This is a genomic window from Paenibacillus sp. FSL R7-0163 (assembly GCF_037969975.1).
In the GTDB taxonomy this organism is placed as follows: domain Bacteria; phylum Bacillota; class Bacilli; order Paenibacillales; family Paenibacillaceae; genus Paenibacillus_AQ; species Paenibacillus_AQ odorifer.
In genome coordinates, this window is record NZ_CP150224.1 from 5,408,296 (window position 1) to 5,428,792 (window position 20,497).

The 20,497-nt window shown below is 46.6% G+C and carries 19 protein-coding genes and 2 pseudogenes; 3 read left to right on the forward strand and 18 right to left on the reverse strand.

The window, feature by feature from the left end; translation table 11 throughout:
* Positions 1-8: 8 nt before the first annotated feature.
* The 3 genes from NST45_RS23745 to NST45_RS23755 form a co-directional block, all read right to left on the reverse strand.
* Positions 9-899 carry a diacylglycerol kinase gene (locus tag NST45_RS23745; RefSeq protein WP_036680719.1) on the reverse strand — a complete coding sequence of 297 codons (891 nt, stop codon included), beginning with the start codon at positions 897-899 and terminating at the stop codon, positions 9-11.
* A gap of 230 nt (positions 900-1,129) precedes the next feature.
* Positions 1,130-1,900 carry a CbiX/SirB N-terminal domain-containing protein gene (locus NST45_RS23750; RefSeq protein ID WP_339824010.1) on the reverse strand — a complete coding sequence of 257 codons (771 nt, stop codon included), beginning with the start codon at positions 1,898-1,900 and terminating at the stop codon, positions 1,130-1,132.
* A gap of 3 nt (positions 1,901-1,903) precedes the next feature.
* The gene (locus NST45_RS23755; protein ID WP_019913624.1) at positions 1,904-2,194 is read right to left on the reverse strand and encodes a YerC/YecD family TrpR-related protein; all 291 of its coding nucleotides are present in this window, start codon (positions 2,192-2,194) and stop codon (positions 1,904-1,906) included.
* A 429-nt stretch (positions 2,195-2,623) separates the two neighbouring features.
* On the opposite strand from NST45_RS23755, the gene NST45_RS23760 reads away from it, so the two are divergent.
* Positions 2,624-3,184, forward strand: coding sequence for a hypothetical protein (locus NST45_RS23760; protein ID WP_038568686.1), 561 nt, complete (start codon positions 2,624-2,626; stop codon positions 3,182-3,184).
* Positions 3,185-3,266: 82 nt separating this feature from the next.
* Here the strand turns inward: NST45_RS23760 and corA are convergent, their stop codons facing one another.
* The 11 genes and pseudogenes from corA to NST45_RS23815 form a co-directional block, all read right to left on the reverse strand.
* Positions 3,267-4,226 (reverse strand): magnesium/cobalt transporter CorA, encoded by a 960-nt coding sequence (corA, locus tag NST45_RS23765; protein ID WP_076136897.1) that lies wholly within the window; start codon positions 4,224-4,226, stop codon positions 3,267-3,269.
* A 1,337-nt stretch (positions 4,227-5,563) separates the two neighbouring features.
* Entirely contained in the window at positions 5,564-5,794 is a 231-nt protein-coding gene (locus NST45_RS23770; protein WP_339824012.1) for a hypothetical protein, read from the reverse strand.
* A 145-nt stretch (positions 5,795-5,939) separates the two neighbouring features.
* On the reverse strand, positions 5,940-6,200 hold the full coding sequence (locus NST45_RS23775) for a hypothetical protein (RefSeq protein ID WP_339211283.1): 261 nt from the start codon (positions 6,198-6,200) through the stop codon (positions 5,940-5,942).
* Positions 6,201-6,331: 131 nt separating this feature from the next.
* A pseudogene (locus NST45_RS23780) lies at positions 6,332-7,161 on the reverse strand (inorganic phosphate transporter).
* Positions 7,148-7,321, reverse strand: coding sequence for an inorganic phosphate transporter (locus tag NST45_RS23785; RefSeq protein WP_339824015.1), 174 nt, complete (start codon positions 7,319-7,321; stop codon positions 7,148-7,150). Before NST45_RS23785 ends, NST45_RS23780 begins: the two are co-directional and overlap by 14 nt.
* Positions 7,322-7,334: 13 nt before the next feature.
* Complete coding sequence (locus NST45_RS23790) at positions 7,335-7,952, reverse strand: DUF47 family protein (protein WP_339824017.1); 618 nt, start codon at positions 7,950-7,952, stop codon at positions 7,335-7,337.
* A gap of 442 nt (positions 7,953-8,394) precedes the next feature.
* Entirely contained in the window at positions 8,395-9,252 is an 858-nt protein-coding gene (locus NST45_RS23795; RefSeq protein ID WP_339824019.1) for a DUF3048 domain-containing protein, read from the reverse strand.
* A gap of 203 nt (positions 9,253-9,455) precedes the next feature.
* Positions 9,456-10,232, reverse strand: coding sequence for a class III extradiol ring-cleavage dioxygenase (locus NST45_RS23800; protein WP_339824021.1), 777 nt, complete (start codon positions 10,230-10,232; stop codon positions 9,456-9,458).
* 85 nt (positions 10,233-10,317) lie between these two features.
* A pseudogene (locus tag NST45_RS23805) lies at positions 10,318-11,146 on the reverse strand (alpha/beta fold hydrolase).
* 110 nt (positions 11,147-11,256) lie between these two features.
* Positions 11,257-11,625 carry a hypothetical protein gene (locus NST45_RS23810; protein ID WP_339824023.1) on the reverse strand — a complete coding sequence of 123 codons (369 nt, stop codon included), beginning with the start codon at positions 11,623-11,625 and terminating at the stop codon, positions 11,257-11,259.
* An 828-nt stretch (positions 11,626-12,453) separates the two neighbouring features.
* On the reverse strand, positions 12,454-12,654 hold the full coding sequence (locus NST45_RS23815; protein ID WP_036680885.1) for a hypothetical protein: 201 nt from the start codon (positions 12,652-12,654) through the stop codon (positions 12,454-12,456).
* 183 nt (positions 12,655-12,837) lie between these two features.
* Here NST45_RS23815 and NST45_RS23820 point away from each other — a divergent pair, with 183 nt between their 5' ends.
* Positions 12,838-13,500: a DUF1129 family protein gene (locus NST45_RS23820; RefSeq protein ID WP_076100613.1), complete on the forward strand. Its 663-nt coding sequence runs from the start codon at positions 12,838-12,840 to the stop codon at positions 13,498-13,500.
* A gap of 50 nt (positions 13,501-13,550) precedes the next feature.
* A complete protein-coding gene (locus tag NST45_RS23825) occupies positions 13,551-14,489 on the forward strand; it encodes a hypothetical protein (RefSeq protein ID WP_081382567.1) in 939 nt (312 codons plus the stop codon).
* Positions 14,490-14,576: 87 nt separating this feature from the next.
* Here the strand turns inward: NST45_RS23825 and ilvA are convergent, their stop codons facing one another.
* From ilvA to purH, 4 genes are all read right to left on the reverse strand, one after another.
* Positions 14,577-15,839 carry a threonine ammonia-lyase IlvA gene (ilvA, locus tag NST45_RS23830; protein WP_036680889.1) on the reverse strand — a complete coding sequence of 421 codons (1,263 nt, stop codon included), beginning with the start codon at positions 15,837-15,839 and terminating at the stop codon, positions 14,577-14,579.
* A 158-nt stretch (positions 15,840-15,997) separates the two neighbouring features.
* Positions 15,998-17,293 carry an SEC-C metal-binding domain-containing protein gene (locus NST45_RS23835; protein WP_036680892.1) on the reverse strand — a complete coding sequence of 432 codons (1,296 nt, stop codon included), beginning with the start codon at positions 17,291-17,293 and terminating at the stop codon, positions 15,998-16,000.
* A gap of 287 nt (positions 17,294-17,580) precedes the next feature.
* Entirely contained in the window at positions 17,581-18,846 is a 1,266-nt protein-coding gene (gene purD, locus NST45_RS23840) for a phosphoribosylamine--glycine ligase (protein WP_076100610.1), read from the reverse strand.
* A gap of 23 nt (positions 18,847-18,869) precedes the next feature.
* Positions 18,870-20,417 (reverse strand): bifunctional phosphoribosylaminoimidazolecarboxamide formyltransferase/IMP cyclohydrolase, encoded by a 1,548-nt coding sequence (purH, locus tag NST45_RS23845; RefSeq protein ID WP_076100608.1) that lies wholly within the window; start codon positions 20,415-20,417, stop codon positions 18,870-18,872.
* Between the last annotated feature and the right edge of the window lie 80 nt (positions 20,418-20,497).

A 20,497-nucleotide genomic window follows, 5' to 3' on the forward strand; every position in this document is an offset into this window, starting at 1 on the left:
AAACAACCCTAATTATTCTGAGCAAAAATCCGCAGATGCTGCGGCAAAATCCGAAAACGACCCGGCAGCTCTCCGCCAAGTTCTCCATCCAAGTTCAATTGGACATGCCCTGGAGAGATTACATCCATTGCATCCGTACGGAAATACACAACCTTTTTATCCTGCAAATGCTCGCCACGAAGGGCCAATCTAACCAAACGGACAAACTCTGCCAGGTTGCATTTTTTAACCGCAATAACATCTAACAGACCGTCATCGATTCGAGCGCCGGGAGCAAGCTTTTCAAAGCCACCGACAGAATTCGTATTTGCAATCAGGAACAGCATGAACTCATCATGAATAACCTCCTGCCCATTGGCACGAATGATTAGTTCCTGAGGAGATAGGCTGACCATTTTTTCAATACCTTTTAAATAGTACGCAAGCTGCCCTATCATGGTCTTCAGCTTACTTGGAACTTCATAGGTCAGTTCGGTTAGACTGCCACCGCCTGCTATATTAATGAAATAACGATCATTGGCTTTACCGATATCAATCGGACGCGACTCTTGACGAAGGATCAAATCAACGGAATCTTCCCAATTCTTCGGGATCCCCATCGCACGTGCAAAATCATTGGTAGTCCCAAGTGGCAATACGCCAAGCGGGGGGAGATTAGGTTTCTCCGCCATACCATTGATAACCTCATTTAAAGTGCCATCCCCACCGGCTGCTATGATTAGATCATAACCGCGCTCTACTGCATCCGCAGCAGCTAACATAGCATCGCCTTCTCCGGTCGTTGCATGGCAGGAGGCTTCAATACCACCCGTATCCAGCCGGTCCAAAATGTCGGCGAGCCGCTTCTTCATTTCTTCCCGTCCAGAAGTGGGATTATAAATCAATCTCGCAGTTTTCATTACCGGAACGCCACCTGTTTTTTATAATAGAATAACCTAATTGATTATACCTAATTCGGACCACTACAATCAATGTCAGAGGACATTTATCGTAAATATTCCATTATACAACAATTCACGACACCTTATTAGGCAAAAATAACTATATATATGTCTATGCAGCAAATCCCGTATTATCCACGGAAATGGGCACTATTTTTCATGATTAAGTGGGCTAAAAAGGAAGCTTTTTAACTCTTTTTTCGAATCTGTTCGAGGAGTGTCTCTACCTGTCTCTCAATCCAATGCGGAAGTAGCGGGTGCGGCAAAAGCGTCTGGCCAGAATACTTATAGGCTAACCCTTTAAGTCTGTTCGGAACCACATGTTTAGTGAAATAACCTTCACTCAAAAAAAGCGGCGCCACCAATACCTCGTGACCCTGCTCCTGCCAATACTCCACTTTGCTTCTTACACTGTCCGGATTCAGCAGACCATAATCGGCCCCCGCTACACCACTCACCTCACGTACACGTCCTGCCAGTGAAGAGATGCCCTGCTGCCAACGCTGGCGGAAGCCCTCATAGATGCTGCCATGACCCACTAGCAGAATTGTCTCACGTTCCGGTTCCGTAGACAGCTTACGGAGCTTGTCCCAGATCATCACAGCGATGTCCGGGTCATCGTCGACAGGATAACCATAGTGAACCTTAGCCTTCACGTGGAACGGCTCTAAATCGGTCTCACGTTCAGGTGCAGGTTTAGCCCCTAGTGCATATTCTATTTCATCGACATGTGTGCTTCCCGAGGAAACGAACAATGGGATCACAATTATATCTGTGACCCCTGCATGTTCCAGTTCATTTATTCCATCTTGAATCAGACGGCCCTCTACCAGCTCTAAAAAAGAGACCACCACTGGCATCTCTTCATCTAGCGATAATTCGCTTACGGCCTCTTCCACAATCGACACCCAAACCTCGTCGCGGGAGCCGTGACTGATAATAAGTACGCCCGGTACCATAAATTAGCGTCCCAAACGTTCCAGCGTTAATTTATAACCATCATTTCCGTAGTTCAGGCAACGTTTTACACGAGAAATAGTAGCTGTACTTGCTCCTGTCTCTGCTTCGATCTGATTGTAGGTCGAGCCTTTGCCGAGCATACGTGCTACTTCCAGTCGTTGCGACAGCGATTGAATCTCGTTCACGGTGCACAAATCATCAAAGAAAACATAACATTCTTCCATATTCTTTAATGTTAAAATGGCTTCAAATAATTGGTCTATACTTTTATCATTTAACTTCTTAAGTTGCATCAATTTTTCATCCCCTAAAAGTTCTATCAGCATTAGTTTCTCTGATTAAGCTCCGTACAAAACTAGCTCCGGAAACATCAACCTAATGTCACTATCCTGCCTTTACTATATTGCACTGGAGCGCATTTTTCAAGCATTAACGATTTCACGCTGTAAAGAACGAAAATGATGGACAAACGTCCACCCCACGCGCACACCATTTATGTACCCCAATACAAGTATTTTTCTCTACATAAGAATTATCGCCTACACTATAGTACTACAAAAGCGCCGAAAATCAAGCTCGTACACGGTTTCTTCACTACTTTAACCTGTTTATAGGCATACGCCCTTTTCCGCTCCTATCCCTATTACCCGGGCATTCGTCTATACCGTATGTTCGCCCATGACATACAGTATAGCAGACCACTAACAAAGGAATGTGATATTATGCCTGATCATTACTATAATCATTCCCGCCGGAATCAGCGTTCACTGAGCGATTCGTATAATGCCTCTGCCTATCCTGGCCTCAGCTCATATGCGCCCTCAGCTCTCCCAGGTGAGACCGGAATCCTTCCTGCTTTAGGAGCAGAAGCTGCCACCGAAACTGCGCTAGCGCTCCCTGCAGCTGAAGCTGCAACAAAGGCAAGCGGCGGGCTTGCCGGACTGCTCAGCGGCTTAGGCGGCGGTGGCGGAATTGGTGGGAATATGGAGCAAATCAAAGGCATCATCGATCGTATGGGCGGCATTGACGGGATCGTAAACTCTATGGGTAAAGTACAAAAGGTGATGTCCGGCTTCCAGCAGATGGCTCCAATGGTTAAGCTGTTCATGGGTAGCTTCGGTAAAAACAAAGGCGCAGCAGGCGCACTAGCCGCCGAAGAGGATGCTGCCCTGTACAGTCCTAATCGCCGCAAAAAAAAGCGTTCCACCTCACCCCGTCGCAAATCTACTACAACTACTCGCCGGCGCTCTACTTCTTCCACCGGAAAACGTCGCCGCAAATAGCGGTGACGTTTTCTAGCTATGTATCAGAAAAACAGCAATTCTCGCGGGAAAGAGATTTGCTGTTGGCGCTTCTGCTCTATTTTCACTTAAACCAGCCACTCCGTCGGAACCATCGGAACATCCCAAAACCAACCACCAGCATAAACAGCAGCACACCAAAATAACCATACTTCCACTCTAGTTCAGGCATCTTCACAAAGTTCATCCCGTAGATCCCGGCGATAAGCGTCAGCGGCATGAATACGGTGGTGATTACCGTTAGTGTTTTCATAATCGAATTCATCCGGTTGGAATTGAGTGAAATGTAGCTGTCACGCAAATCCGCTGTCATTTCCCGATCAGCCTCAATCATATCGGAGAGCTTTAGCAGATGGTCATAAATGTCGCCAAAATAAATCCGTTCCTCGCCATTGCTCTGGACATGCTGTGAATTCACGATCCGGTACATCAAGTCGCGCATCGGCACAATCGTCCGCCGCATTTTGAGGAGTCTTCCGCGCACGCCAAACACCTGGCTCATCAATTCCTCCACCGACTCACTGCTGCCGCTGCTTTCCAGATCCGCAAGCTCGTCCTCTAAACTGTAGAGACATGGAAAATATTTATCCACCAGCTTGTCCATCACCGTATACGCAGCTGCCATCGGCCCACCCGACCAGCCTTTTCGACTATGTATTTCGCTTTTCACTTGTTCCCACGCTTCATTCATCTCTGCTTTTTCCTGATGGTGATAGGAGACAAGAAAGTTCGCGCTTAAAAATAGGTCAACCTCCTCAGCATCCAACGTCCTCTCATTCAGCGCATGCAGCACAAAAAACTGCACATTCTCGTAATGATCCAGCTTCGGCCGCTGCAATACATGCATACAGTCCTCTATCGCCAAGGGGTGAAAATGAAAATATTGATCCAGCAAAAGCGTTTCTTCTGGCGTAGGCGTAGCAAAATCTGCCCATATCCAAGCATAATCCTCCAGCCGGATATTTTGCAGAGGGATCTCTGTCAGCACCTCACCTTTATGTGTGACAACAAGTGTACGTATCATAAATGTTCCTCCGCTTCATCTTCTTCCACGCCTCTATTGTACAGCAAGAAGACAAGTCTTCCAAAAAGCAAAAAACATAGCCAGCAGCACCTCTTAAGCTAGACTAAGAAACATTTGGTGCTTCGTCGTTCGTTAATGCTCGATTCATCTGTACTTGGTTGATTGCGGGAGGCAAGCTGTCCTTATTGTCTGCTGTCGGTATCGGGTTTATGAGTGAGATGAATTCACAGCTGTGAATTACTATCGCTATTTTTACTAATTAGTTGGTGAAAAAGTGCTCCTTTTGGGATGGTAAACAACCCTTCGATCGTAAGCAGACTGACCTTGATTTCGCAAAAGATTGAGTCCATCGCCTCGCGTTCATTTAACGTAAGTAACATATGTTTTACTTTGGGCTGGTAGTGATTTGTGGGATTGGGATGCAATCCTTGCATCGTACATGTAAAGTTCCGGGCAGGATACTGTGAATATAGCGATGCTCATGGACGGCAGAAAAGCAGGGAGAAAGAGAATAGGGTTGGGTTGGGTTGGGTTGGGTTGGGTTGGGTTGGGTTGGGTTGGGTTGGGTTGGGTTGGGTTGGGTTGGGTTGGGTTGGGTTGGGTTGGGTTGGGTTGGGTTGGGTTGGGTTGGGTTGGGTTAGTTTGTACTAGGTTACTTTGCGATGGACTGGATTAAGGTGCGCTGGGTTTCCTTGAAATGTGTTACGTGGGACTATGCTGAGTTAACTTTGGCTAGGTTACTTTGTACAGGGCTGGACTTCGGTGCGCTGGATTCTGCTGAAATGAGGTAAGTTGGGCTGCGTTGAGTTAGTTGGATCTAGGTTACTTTACGATGGACTGGATTAAGGTGCACTGGGTTCCCTTGAAATGTGTTACGCGTGACTGGGCTGAGTTAATCTGGGCTAGGTTACTTTGCGATGGACTGGATTAAGGTGCACTGGGTTCCGTTGAAATGTGTTACGCGGGACTGGGCTGAGTTAGTTTGTACTAGGTTACTTTGCGATGGACTGGATTAAGGTGCACTGGGTTCCGTTGAAATGTGTTACGCGGGACTGGGCTGAGTTAGTTTGTACTAGGTTACTTTGCGATGGACTGGATTAAGGTGCACTGGGTTCCGTTGAAATGTGTTACGCGGGACTGAGCTGAGTTAATCTGGGCTAGGTTACTTTGCGCAGGGCTGGACTTCGGTGCGCTGGATTTTGCTGAAATAAGGTAATTTGGACTGGGCTGAGTTAGCTTGTGCAAGGTTACGTTACGATGGGCTGGATTAAGGTGCGTTGGGTTCCCTTGAAATGTGTTTAGTTGGGCTGGTCCACCTTCATACAAGTCAGGTGCCGTCATTCTAAGGCATTTATGCCTTTCTTTCTGCTTCTTCGACGAAGTGTCTCCAATTCTAGGGCAGTTATGCTCTTCTTTTTGTCACCACCCTCGAATTTCGTAAATTCAGCGGGATTTATACCGTACATTCCCCATCCATCGCCAAACTCCATCATTTCTACGGGATTTATACCGTACATTCCCCATCCATCGCCAAACTCCGCCATTTCTACGGGATTTATACCGTACATTCCCCCTCCAACTCCAGACTTCGTCATTTCCGGGATTTATACCGTACATTCCCCATCCATCGCCAAACTCCGCCATTTCTACGGGATTTATACCGTACATTCCCCCTCCATCGCCAAACTCCATCATTTCTACGGGATTTATACCTTACATTCTCCCTCCAACGCCAAACTTCGCCACTTCTGCGGGATTTATACCGTACATTCCCCCTCCAACGCCAAACTCCGTCATTTCTACGGGATTTATACCGTACATTCCCCCTCCAACGCCAAACTCCGTTATTTCTGCGGGATTTATACCGTACATTCCCCCTCCATCGCCAAACTCCATCATTTCTGCGGGATTTATACCGTACATTCCCCCTCTATCGCCAAACTCCGCCATTTCTACGGGATTTATACCGTACATTCTCCCTCCAACGCCGATTTCCGCCATTTCTACGGGATTTATACCGTATATTCTTCACTCTCCTCATGTCCACACAACAAAAAAAGATGTCCGCAGCCCAATGGCTAACTGACATCTTTATTAAAGGGTGTTTAAAAAATGATTTTGAAAATCAGACCTGCTAATACCGCACTGATTGGAATCGTGATGAACCAAGTGACCACAATACGTCCGGCTACTCCCCATTTCACTGCAGAGAAACGTTTGGCAGAGCCAACCCCGAGGATCGCTGATGTGATCGCATGCGTTGAGCTTACTGGCAAATGCAGCAGCGTTGCTGAGAAAATAACAGATGCCGCGGAAATATCAGCCGCGAAACCGTTAATAGGTTCGATTTTGAAAATCTTTGTGCCCATAGTCTTAATAATCTTCCAACCGCCAATGGAGGTACCGAGCGCCATAGCCGTAGCTGCAGCTATCTTAACCCACAAAGGGATAACATCCATAGTTTCTTGACGTCCTGAGGTAACGAGTGCAAAAGTAATGATCCCCATCGCTTTTTGCGCATCATTTGTACCATGTGTGAACGACTGTAACGCTGCCGTAAGGACTTGCATAGAGCGGAAGCCCTTGTTGACCGTATGTGGATACGCTTAGCAAAGATCCACTTCAGGATGGTCATGATTATATAACCGATAACAAACGCAATGATTGGGGAGAAAATCAGTCCTTCGACAATTTCCACAAACCCGCCCCAATTGATGTGTGCTGAGCCTGCCCCCACGTATACTGCACCCGCTAAAGCGCCGATCAGTGCATGAGACGATGAGGATGGAATCCCGAGCCACCAAGTAATCAAATTCCAAATAATCGAAGCAATCAGCGTGGCTATTATGATATCCAACCCATTTTCAAGCAAGGTCGGGTCGGTGATACTTCCGCCGATTTTTTTACCACACCTGTAAACATCAAAGTACAACAAAGTTCATCAGTGCTGCCATAATAATTGCTGTTCGCGGTTTTAAGGCACGTGTTGAGACAGAGGTAGCAATTGCGTTGGTAGTATCATGGAATCCATTGATAAAGTCAAACGCAAGCGCGAGAAATATAACAATTCCAAGAATCCATATAGATGTTTCCATATTCTAGTACCCCTTATGAGTTGCGCATGATGATCGATTCCAACATGTTGGCTACATCTTCACATTTGTCTGTAGTGGTCTCGAGCCGCTCATACAGTTCCTTGCGTTTAATCAGCTCAATCGGGTCTTTTACAGTTTCGAACAGGACCTTAGTACAAATACGCAGCACTTCGTCCCCTTGATTCTCAAGGTCATTCAGACGGATTGTATATTCACGGATCGCCAACAATTTCTTCTGGGAGAGCAAATGAACCGCTTTTTGGATTTCATAAGCACACTGACGAAGGATTTCGGCGAATTGTACAATGTATTCATCCGGGTCAAGAAGGTTGTACATATAGAAACGTGAGGCGGATGCCTCCAGACCATCGATGACATCATCCATGCTTGTGATCAAGTCCATAATGTCGTCACGTTCAAGCGGCGTAATAAACGTCTTGTTCAATTCTTTGATGACGGTGTGCGTGTAAGTATCACATTGGGATTCGTACTTTTTCATCTCTGCAGCGAAATTATCGACATTATTCCGGAGATCAGTGATATTCTGAGCAAAATAATCTGCAGCTTGGACAATAGTATCTACCATATTTTCCAGCGTCTCAAAGAATATGTCCTTTTTTCTCAACTTCATTGTTTTAAACCCCTTTACATAAAATTACCGTGAATACAGAGCCATTCATATGTAAAAAGCATGAAAATGAATGACAACCCTTGTTATCTTATCATATCCGTACAAGGTATAGAAGCTATAGAAATGAACTTTTTTACACTCTATTAACACATACCCATTATTCCGAACACAAATCTGTATAACACTGGATATTCCGACTTTCTTATGTTGTACCATCCGCCCCGCCATATACCACATGACTGCTAAATGAAGGCGCATTAGGGACCACCAAAATATGGGTAATTCCTGGATACATCAGCTCTTCTTTTCCATCCCTCACAAAGCGGATCACATCCCCTGGTTCACGCGACCATCTGCCTTGGGTGACTGTCCCCGCTGAAAAAGCAACGCTTCCCCGCCAAGCTCCACATCAATCTGAAGTCTTCCGACATCATCAAGCACTTTATGATCCGCTCCTATAACCATAACATTGGTACGCTTCCACCGGATTATCGTTATTTAGATCCAAATGAGGTTTGTCATTCACATAACGCTGATAGGTCTGACGTTTAGGATCATATTTATAGTCAACTTTATAACTTTTGAGCAGATAGTTTATGCTAAATTCAGCGGCTTTCTCTCCGTCCGCCGGTATGTAATCTGGATTATTAAAAAGATACCCGGGCACCTTCACACTTTGCGCAAACCCAAGCTTCTCGGCACCTTCCCGCAGTTTGGCTGCGTTGCTGTACAGGTTATGTGGTGCTTTTCGCGCTTTATCCCGCCAAAAATAAGCTCCGGCACGGCCGATCTCGTCCATATCTTCTTTTTTCTCTTTTTGCAAAATGGCATAAGCCGCCGGACTCCCTCCGGCATGCACCGTCACACCACCATAGCTCTCGCCAATATCAAGCAGATAGGGGCGGATGCTGCGAATCGGTCCGATTTTCACCACACCTGTATGGCTCTGAAAAATACCAATCAAACGCGTAATGCCACCTTCGGCAAGAATTTCATACAAAATATCTGCTTCACTAACCCCCGATTGCGGTAGAGCGGCAGGAGCATTATTTATCATTACGGCTAAGGGACGTGGGAGACTGTCTTCAGAAACCGGAAGACCTGTTAATCCGGATACGAGCTCAGCAGCGGGATCAATAGTAGGTGAGGGTTGAATCGTTTCGATAGGCGTGGGCTCTGCGGTAGGCTGCTGTGTCGGGGTGATCTCATTATTTGCACTCTGTGTTCCGCAAGCGGAGAGCAATAGGGTGGTCAATACAATGGCAGATAACAGACGGGAAGAAGAGCAATTTACTTTCATAAGCTTGTAGTTCCTCCTAAACGTTTTATGAAACTCACTGATTCCTTCCATTTAATCACAGTCAGTCCCATTTGTCTTGATTACCTACTCCCTTTTTCATAGCAAGCATAAGGAAATTTTATAGCATGGAATAGATAAATTCTTATATTAAAAAAAGGGTACAGCCATTGCGGCTGCACCCTGCAGGTTTCTTATTCATTCAGTTAGTCTAGCTTCCAGCAATTCAGACTTAATGTCCCATACTGATAAGCCTGAAAAATCCGCTCTGCCTTCCTGCTGCCATCCGCTGTTCCCATCACGTAAAAGAGAGGTGCAAAATGCTCTCTTCCATAAGAAGGAACCGCATCGCGTACATTTGGAGCTTTTTTCTCATACGCAAAAAGTGAAGGCAAATCCCAGGCTTCTAGTCCCTTGGCAATCCAGGCATCGAATTCAAGTGCCCAATCCTCAGGCTGCTCACTTTCACTTAGCATCCGCAAATTGTGAACAAGTCCACCGCTTCCAATCAGCAGTATGCCTTCGTCACGAAGCGGTGCTAACATCCGCCCGATATTGTACTGCTCCTTGGGAGAGCGCAGGGAATCGACGGATAAAGCAACTACCGGAATGTCGGCGTTCGGGAACATTTTTTTCAGTATCACCCAGACTCCATGATCGAGTCCTCGCCCCAGAACGGGCTGATGTGAAAGATTGTTATCCTTGAAGAGCTCAGAAATCCGTCTTGTTAGGGGTAGGATCGCCCGTACCGGATAGGTCAGCGTGTAAACTTCTTCAGGGAATCCGTAGAAGTCATGCTGTGTCTCGTGCAGTTCATCAACGGTAAGTAGCTGTTCAGGGCTATCCCAATGCGCTGAGAAAACTACTATACCGCGTGGCGCTTCAAGTTCTTGACCAAGCCGCTCCAGAAAACGGGTATACTCGTTATCCTCCAGTGCGAGGAGCGGAGAACCGTGCGCAATAAAAAATGACGGTAATTTCATAGGATGCCAACCTCCATAACCCAGTATATGGTGTGCATCTTTATTTTACCGCTTATTGCAAGTTAATGCGAATAAAAACCTTCTCCTAAATCATCCAATTCTGCCACTCTGTCTGCAGATGCTCTTGTTCATTCATCCATTCTATAGTCCGCTTAAGCAGCTGCTGCTGTGCCGGTCCAGAAGAAAAGGTGTGATCCCCTTGAAAAATGATCTCTTTATCGCAACGTCCTTCGGGACGTGTCCAGAACAGCTTCTGGTAAAGAAAAGCGTAATCCACCGGAATGACATCATCAGAGGTGCCATGGATAACGAGTACATCGCCGCTAAATTTGCTCGCTTCTTGGAAGGGCTGAAATGCCGCCAAAGAATTAAAATATACCGGCGTAAACGAGTAGCCCACATAATCGGCTGATCCATTCTTCACAGCACGATCATAAGCCTCCCGCCCTACAATTTTCACAATATCATTGAAAGGATAACCCACAGAGGCCATAACACGAGATTCTTCACGCGGCGATCGCGAATACTTGTCAGCAGCGCCACCGCGCCACCCAAGCTATGGTAATCAGCGTCACGCGCTGTGGGTCCACATCAGCAGAGCTAATTCCGTAATCCAGTACTGCTCTAGTCTGAGCGATCATCGATTCCATGTCTTCGCCGCCATAATTTCCGCTGCTCTCGCCGCAGCCCGCATAATCAAAACGAATAACCATATATCCCTCTTGTGCCAGCTCACGAGCCGCCTTCACAAAAATCCGGTCTACACCAATCCGATTCCCCACAAATCCGTGGCAGATCACGGCTAATGGCAGTCTATCCTTGCAACGCGAAGAGGTTCCCTTCTCTTTGTTCGGGTAATGTATGCTCGCCGTCAATTCTTCTCCGTTATGCCGGATTACAATATTCCGTTCCATTGCCGCATCCTCCTATAATTATATTAATAATTTAATTCATTTTAATTTATTAGAATTCCGATTAACTTAGTATGAATTATAATCTAATTATAAAGATTTCGTTCATATTGTCAACAGCAAGGGACAATTCTTAATAATCTGCCGGGAGTATTGGGCATTAGAGTCTGCACGACAAACAGGGTGTCCTGTAGATATGAACATGACTCTGGGGCGCCCACCTCGAGTCGATTGGAACCGCCAATCGCGCGGGATTCAGCAGCTCTATCGGATTCAGTAGCTCCATCAAACTCGGCGGCTCCTTGAGACTCAGTAGCTTCATCGGGCTCAGCGGCTCTATCGGTCTCACCTGCTCCTTCGGACTCAGCGGCTCCTTCGGATTCAGCGGCTCCTTCGGACTCAGCGGCTCCTTCGGACTCAGCGGCTCCTTCGGACTCAGCAGCTCCTTCGGACTCAGAAGACCCTATTCGCAGATTTAGCACACCTTTTGAATTCTATCGGACCCCATAGTCGCTATCACCCTGAAAAACAGCAAATACGAGCTTCTTTTCGAGCAATAGCGTCACTGGGGTCCGAAACTGTGCTGAAAAGGCGATAATTTGGCTAATAACGTCATCTGAGTCCGAAAGATGATGAATCTAAGACAACCGGGGGCTCTGGGAGCTCTGGGATTCCCGGGTTCCGGGGGTGCTTGGGTTTGGCTTTGGCTTTGGGTATGAGAACCCCACCAAAAAACAAAGAGCAGCGATCCCCAGATCGGAGGATAGCTGCTCTGTTGTTTTTTCGAGATGAATGACCAGGGTTGTTAATCAATCGTAGCTGTCGTTAAACATCTCATGGGTTTCATGGCTGCCTTCCCAATCCTTAAGCAAGCCCTCGGGGGTATCTTCCGCGGAAATCCCGCTGCTGAATCCATCGGATTCAGCAGCTCTATAGGACTCAGAAAACCCTATTCGCAGATTTAGCACACTTTTTGAATTCTATCGGACCCCATAGTCGCTATCACCCTGAAAAACAGCAAATACGAGCTTCTTTTCGAGCAATAGCGTCACTGGAGTCCGAAACTGTGCTGAAAAGGCGATAATTTGGCTAATAACGTCATCTGAGTCCGAAAGATGGTGGATGCTACGACAACCGGGGGTCTGGGGTTCGGGGGTGCTTGAGGTTTGGGTTTGGGTTTGGGTTTGGGTTTGGGTTTGGGTTTGGGTTTGGGTTTGAGAACCCCACCAAAAAAACACAGAGCAGCGATCCCCAGTATCGGAGGATCGCTGCTCTGTTGTTTTTTCGAGATGAATGACCAGGGTTGTTAATCAATCGTAGCTGTCGTTAAACATCTCATGGGTTTCATGGCTGCCTTCCCAATCCTTAAGCAAGCCCTCGGGAGCATCTTCTGCGGAATCCCACATGCTGAATCCATCGGAGCCGCCCCAATCCCCCATTGAATTATTGGGCGTAGGCTCGAAACCGTTGCCCATGGATCTTCCCTGTTCTTTCTTGTTCTCATGTTCCATAAAGCTCCCAACCTTTCCCAATGCTATATTGATCAAGCAACAACATTATCAGTGTTCACTCTTCTAAAAGGATTATGCATATCGCCATAGAAATGGTTGTCCTTGCGTAGACCTGTCATGCAAACGTATACTCTAGGTTAAAGACTATACCGATTAACAACACTGGAGGTTTACATCCAAATTATGAAAGTGAAAGATATGATTAAGGAAAATAACGCCCTGCGTGAGCAGTTGACGCCCTTCAATCGCTCCTATTTAGAAGATATGATCCTTGCAATGCGGGCCAGTCGAATTGACACCCTGCGCGGAGAAGAACTTTTGCTGGATGCGGCCAAGCTGCTGTTGAAGGAACAACGTAAAGGGAAAAATGCCAAGCAAGTATTCGGCGAGAATCCGCACGATTATTTTAAAGAAATCATAGACAGTGTTCCCGGGCGCCCGGTGCGCAGTAAATGGAACTATTACTTGATGATTCCCTGCGCAGCTCTGACCTGTCTTTTTGGGATATTGGCAATCGGTGGACTCTTCTTCCAATGGACTGACGATTCACCTGGAATGTTCGGACAGATCAGCCTTTTCACCCTGTTCGCTGTGGGAGTAGGCTCCATTATCTTAATTGAACTGATTATGAAATGGATGTCTTCCTTGTCGGAAAGCGATGCACCCAGTGCCAAGCCTTTTGATATAAAAAGCCTTGGAATCTATATTGGCATCGCAGTAGCTGCTGTATTTATCGGCATGTTCCTCGATCGGTTATTTCCGGTCATTACAATATCCCCGTGGGTAAGCTTAATTCTGTGCATCATTGGGGGGTTGGGACTGAAATTTATATTTTTCAAAAAATAAATATCTAGGCTGAAAACTTTATTCCATCCGATAGATAGGGGGAAACTTCCATGATTAAGAAACATTATATTCTCTACTCCGTTCTAGCTATAGCCTTAGGGCTAGGCATAGTACCCAGTGCTATTCACGCCGAAGGTGCTACCAGCCCTCCTGGGGAAGGCGCTAAGGCAATTCCTCAAGCAGCTAGCAATAATCATGCAGAGGCTGTCTATAAAGCTGCATTACCGCTGTTATCTACCTCTGACAAGTTACCCGAAGCCATAAAATATTTGAACTCCAATATGTATGCGGTAGGTTCGTATCGTGCAACAATGCTGACCCTGAAGCTTGAGAATCTGCATAAAGCTGCACTGCAAGCCTGGGAAAGTAAATTCAGTACCAGCACTGTCCAGCGGAAGCTCACCGCCATTTATAAAGCAGGCGCCAGCATGTCTTCTCTTGCTGCTATTACTGATGATCTCCAGCTACGTACACTGCTGAAAAGTGCCAGCGAAAGCGGATATAAGCTGGAGACAGCAGAGGGTACTTTTTTCCCGGTGATCGATTATGGGGCTTACCGCAAGTACAAGCTATACGTTACCAATGATATCAGCGCTTATATTTCCATTATGGCCACCGAATCGGATCTGCCCTCTTCCAAGGACAACGGGCTAGTTATCGCCTGGACTGAGGTAGCAGCCAGAGCTTTATCTCAAGAGCAATTCATTCAAAATCATCCGAAATCAAACCGAATTTCTGCTGTAAAAGCCTTGTACACTATGTATGTGAATAATACGTTTTACGGCCAGAATAACACTCCTCTCTTCCATTATGACAATCTGGAAATGGATTTGGAGGCGCAAAAGGCTTACTCCAGTATTCTGACCAAAAATAATGACAACAGCCCATTTCTACAAAAGCTGGATAGCTTCATGAAATTAATGAAAGACAATAGCTATAAATTGACCGATGAGGTCGAGCAATATCGTAAGACTTCGTTACCTCTCTAATAAAGAAATCACAAAAGCCCGTCCCTGAAATGAATAGGGACGGGCTTGTTTATGTTTATTAACGTGATTATTAAGTGGATAAGAGAATTAAATAAGGATGTTAAAGAGATTAGAATCCTTATTGATCTCTACATAATCGACGCCCTTCTGCTGCATCCGTTCGATGAGAGGTTCGTAGGCATCCGTTGACAATAATTCAATGCCCACAAGCGCGGGACCATTTTCTTTATCATGCTTCTTGATATACTCGAAACGGGTAATATCATCGTGAGGTCCAAGGATTTCACCCAGGAACTCACGCAGCGCGCCTGCCCGTTGCGGGAAGTTCACCATGAAATAGTGTTTTAAGCCTTCGTAAATCAATGAACGCTCCTTGATCTCCTGCATCCGGTCAATATCGTTGTTCCCGCCGCTTATGATACAGACAACTGTTTTGCCGCGGATTTGGTCACGATATTGATCAAGCGCTGCGATAGGCAGCGAACCTGCTGGCTCAACCACTATGGCATTCTCGTTATATAATTCCAGAATCGTGGTACAAGCTTTGCCTTCAGGCACCATCACGATGTCATCCAGATGACGGGAGCAAATATCATATGTCAGGCCGCCAACACGTTTTACAGCCGCTCCGTCCACGAATTTATTAATTTCATTAAGAGTCACCACTTCTCCAAGCTTGATCGCTTCCGTCATAGAAGCGGCTCCGAGTGGCTCCACACCAATCAACTTGGTAGAAGGACTAACTGTCTTCACATAGGTGGCTATACCCGCTGCTAGGCCGCCTCCACCAATGGTTACGAACATAAAATCTGCAGGGTTGTCCAGACTCTCCATCACTTCCATCGCAATGGTGCCGTTGCCCGCAATGATTCGTGGCTCATCAAAGGGATGGATCAACGTCATCCCATGATCTATACAAGCTTGCAGTGCTTCATCATAAGCGTCATCAAAGGTATCGCCCTTCAGAATGACTTCAACAAACTCACCGCCGAACCGCCGCACCTGCTTAACCTTCTGGTTAGGCGTAGTGCTTGGCATATAGACCTTGCCTTTAATTCCAAGCGCCTTACAGGAATAGGCTACGCCTTGTGCATGGTTGCCCGCACTCGCACAGACAATCCCTTTTGCTCTATCTTCTGCTGACAAGCTACGAATCATATTATAAGCTCCGCGGATTTTGAAAGAACGTACAATCTGCAAATCCTCGCGCTTCAAATACACATCACAATCATACTTGGCTGACAGCACAGCATCACGTTGTAGAGGTGTCCGGATTATGACTTCACGCAGTACGTGATGAGCCCGCACAATATCTTCCATTCCTACGATTCGGTCTTCCTCTTCTCTCATAACCCTCTCGCCTCACTATCTATCTGTTATTCTACTTCTTGTAACATACTCTCCCGAGGACATTTTTTCAAGCATCCTAATCAGTGATAAAGAAAAAGAGACTAAAGGAACCCTATAGTCTCTTACTAATATTTGCTATCCCTACGCTTTGAAACCTACTAGTCCTGTTGCTTCAGCATCCACTTCACCAGGTCTGGTAAGCTTGTCCACAAACGTGAATGTACAATAACATATTCGATAGCCTCGTTAGCGTCACCCACGCCTACAAAATCAGGCAGGTTATGCGGCAATCTTTTGATACCTAACAGATAATCTGGCACATGCTTGTTCACATTCTTCGCCACGCGGTAAAGCATTTTGAGCTGGGAAGTGATCCCGTTCTTCTTATATTCTAAAACCATACGGTCATATGCTACTGTTGCAGCTGCATCCTTGCCGAACTTCTCCAGTACCTTCTCGGTCTTCTTAAGCTTATTAGTGTAAAGGTACGTTGCCGTTAGAAGGTAACGTGCACCTGTGTTATCTTCTGGGTTCAATTCTAGAATGTGCTCCAGCGTCTTTTGTGCTTCTTCTGCATTTCCGCTAAACCAGCAGGAGTCAGCGTAGCTTTTGCAGATTCGAATGTACGAACGCGTCTCGTAAAGACCCCAGAAATGTCCTTTGTTCTCAATGAAAAAGGCTTCTCCAAGCTCACGCGCACCCGCTTCCATCCCTGCTTTCAGATAAGCACGGGCATCTGCTTCATTCTCGGCTTCCTCAGCCAAAATGAGATAGGCGTCCGGACTGTCCGGATAAACTTCCAATGCCGCTTCTGCTAGCTGGATCCGACGATTGGATGCTTTAGTTTCCATTGCTTTTTGCAGCAAAGCCTGTTCCTGATCCTTCGGAGTGCCTGAAACGTTGAGCAAAAGTAATTCTTCCTCTGCCCCGCCCATGCCGTACTGTTCGATATAATTAAGCATCTCTTTAACTTTTCTGGAGATGGTAGGTGCAGTAACCTCATGTTTGATCGCTAGATCAGCTTGAGTTTGAAGGAAACCATATTCCTCAGACAAGATAAATTCGATAGCCGCGCAGAAGGAGCCCATTTTCTTCACTGCAGGCTTGATGTGACGGGAATAACCATTCCATAGAACCAGACCTTCCCAGATTAGCTCCCGGTCATAGCTGTCTCTCATGGTCTCAATAAGGTGCATAGCCAATTGTTCATGCGCCGGATGCTCCCATTTCAGATCACGTGACACCTTTTTTTTGAGCGTGGTTAGGGTAAGTTTAGCTTCAGAAATGGCTGCCGCTTCTGGTTTCTCGGCCACAGCCACAGTAGCAGCGGATTCTTCCGTTGTTACCAGTCGCATGATGGATTCCACTGCAGAAGTTTCTTTCCCTAGGCAGCATTTCTTATATTTTTTCCCGCTTCCGCAAGGACACATATCATTTCTTCCAATCTTACTCAAAACGAATTCCCCCTTAAATCTGTGAGTAGCCATTCGCCATAAGCGTATCGCTAGTATGCACTATAAGTATCAACATTTTCAGGCACGAGGCATCCTTTATAAGGTTACTGCACAAAGTCTGAAGGACTCCGATTTAAAAGGGCCTTCCCATGATCGGAAAGGCCCTTATCTGTATATATCCGCACATTTTCCCCCGTACGTGTAGTATTATAGCACTTCTTCTATCACTTGTCAGTCCTTTTTTAGGACTTAAAGCGCAAAAAATTGCTAGATACAGTGCTTTATCCTTATACCAGAGCCTTCATAGCGATGTCGCTGCGATTCTGTTTCCCGGAAAAAGAGATTCCTTCAGCCCTAGCATAGGCTGCTGAACGAGCTTCGGCAATCGTAGCACCCAGGCCTACCACGCCTAAGACCCGTCCGCCGTCCGTTACCCAGCTGCCAGCTGCCCCCCGTGCTGTACCGGCATGAAAGATCAGCCCTCCTTGGCTGTCCTCAAGCCCTTCGATCGGCACTCCCTTAGGATAAGAGCCTGGATATCCTCCAGAAGCGAGAACCACGCACACCGCTGCTTCGTCGCTCCATTCAATGTCGATATCCGCAAGTTTGCCCTCGGTTACTGCCAAAAAGATTTCTAACAAGTCGCTCTTCAATCTAGGCAGCACGACCTGTGTCTCCGGATCCCCAAACCGGGCATTAAATTCAATGGTCTTTGGTTTACCTTCTGGAGAAATCATCAGCCCTGCGAACAAAACGCCGCTAAATGAACGGCCTTCAGCTACCATAGCCTTAGCTGTTGGCTTAATGATGGTCTCAATCGCTTCTTGGATAATCGCCTCGTCGATATGCGGCAGAGGCGAATAGGTGCCCATTCCACCGGTATTAGGACCTTTATCTCCATCGTAAGCAGGCTTATGATCCTGAGCGGCAGCCATCGGACGAACTGTCTCTCCATCAACAAAAGCCAAAATCGACATTTCTTGACCCGCTAGGAACTCTTCAATGACAACCTGAGCGCCAGCTTCACCAAACACTTTGGTTACCATAATATCAGCTAGTGCCTGCTCTGCCTCTTCCCGTGAATAGGCAACGGTCACGCCTTTTCCTGCGGCAAGCCCATCTGCCTTGATTACGATCGGCAGCGGTTGCTCGCGTAAGTAAGCCAGTGCAGCTTCATAGCCATCAAATTTTTCATAGGCTGCTGTCGGAATATTATATTTGTGCAAAAGATCCTTCATAAAGGTTTTGCTGCCTTCGATCTCAGCTGCATTCTTACGTGGACCAAACACAGGAATAGCCTGTGCTTCAAAAGCATCCACAATGCCCCCTGCTAACGGATCATCCGGTCCGATTACAACAAGACCTACTTCCTTCTCTTTTGCAAAAGCCGTCAGACGGTCGAACTCAAACACACCGATAGGCACACATTCTGCTAGCTGCGCGATCCCGGCGTTGCCGGGTGCGCAATAGATTTTACCAACCTTGGGACTTTGGGACAGGCTCCAAATAATCGCATGCTCCCGGCCGCCGCCGCCAACCACTAAAATATCCATTAGAATAAAATCCTCCCAGCGTTCTAGTGTTTGAAATGACGGACGCCTGTGAAGACCATAGCAATTCCATACTCATTCGCGACCTTGATCGATTCTTCGTCTTTAATGGAGCCGCCTGGCTGAATAACTGCGGTAATGCCTGCTTTGGCTGCCATTTCAAGCGTATCTCCCATTGGGAAGAAGGCGTCAGAGGCAAGGACTGATCCTTTGGACTTCTCGCCAGCTTGTTCAATCGCAATTTTAGCTGCGCCAACGCGGTTCATTTGCCCTGCACCTACGCCAACTGTCATATCATCCGCAGCTAATACAATCGCATTAGATTTCACATGCTTAACTACCTTCCAGCCGAACAACAGCTGTTTCAATTCTTCTTCGGTTGGCTTACGGTCCGTAACAACTTGTAGATCATCCGGGTTCACAGAATGCACATCGCTCTCCTGTACAACCATTCCTCCATCAATAGAGGTAACTACGAAGCTGCTCTTACGCGCACTAGCCGTGCTGAGATTGCCGATTTTGAGCAGACGCAGGTTCTTTTTCTTCGTAAGGATTTCCAGTGCTTCTTCCGTAAAGCCTGGCGCCAATACGATTTCGAGGAAAATCTCTTTCAGCAGAGTAGCAGTGTCTGCATCGATAATCCGGTTAGCTGCCACGATACCCCCAAAGATAGAGGTTGGGTCTGCGTTGTAAGCTTTTTGATAAGCTTCGTATACACTTTCACCGACACCTACACCACAAGGATTCATATGTTTAATGGCTACGACAGCAGGTTCTTCAAATTCTTTCACGATTTGCAGCGCTGCGTTAGCATCGTTGATATTGTTGTAGGATAATTCTTTGCCATGCAATTGCTCAGCTGCTGTAAGAGTATCCCCCGCAGCCAAAGGCTTGCGATAGAATGCCGCTTTTTGATGCGGATTCTCGCCATAGCGCAGATCCTGAATTTTCTCATAAGTCACGGTGTAGCGCTCAGGAAGCGGTTCGCCAGTAACATTAGCCAAATAATCGGAAATTAAGGCATCGTAAGCCGCCGTATGACGGAACACTTTTGCCGCAAGACGTTTGCGTGTTTCCAGCGTTGTATCTCCACCTGCGCGAACCTCTTCAAGCACTGTAGCATAGTCGTTAGCATCTACCACTACACTTACAAAAGCATGGTTCTTCGCCGCAGAACGCAGCATCGTCGGTCCGCCGATATCGATATTCTCGATGGCTTCTTCATACGATACATCCGGTTTAGCAATGGTTTCCGCGAACGGATACAGATTTACTACTACCAGATCAATGTAGTCCAGACCAAGCTCTTTCATTTGACGCGTGTGTTCCTCATTGTCACGAACCGCTAGCAATCCGCTGTGTACAGCCGGGTGCAAGGTTTTGACACGTCCATCCATGATTTCCGGGAATCCTGTAACATCGGAAATACCGATGACTGGAACACCTTCCTTAGCCAAAAGCGTGCTTGTTCCACCTGTGGAAATAATCTCTACGCCTAATGCAGACAACTCGCGGCAAAAATCCACGATACCTTGTTTATCCGATACGCTAACTAGCGCTCTTTTGATACTCACTTTGAATAGTCCTCCTTCGGGTTGTACGTGCGATTTAATGTGATGACATCTAAAAGCTTGGGAAATTACTATAAGAAAGA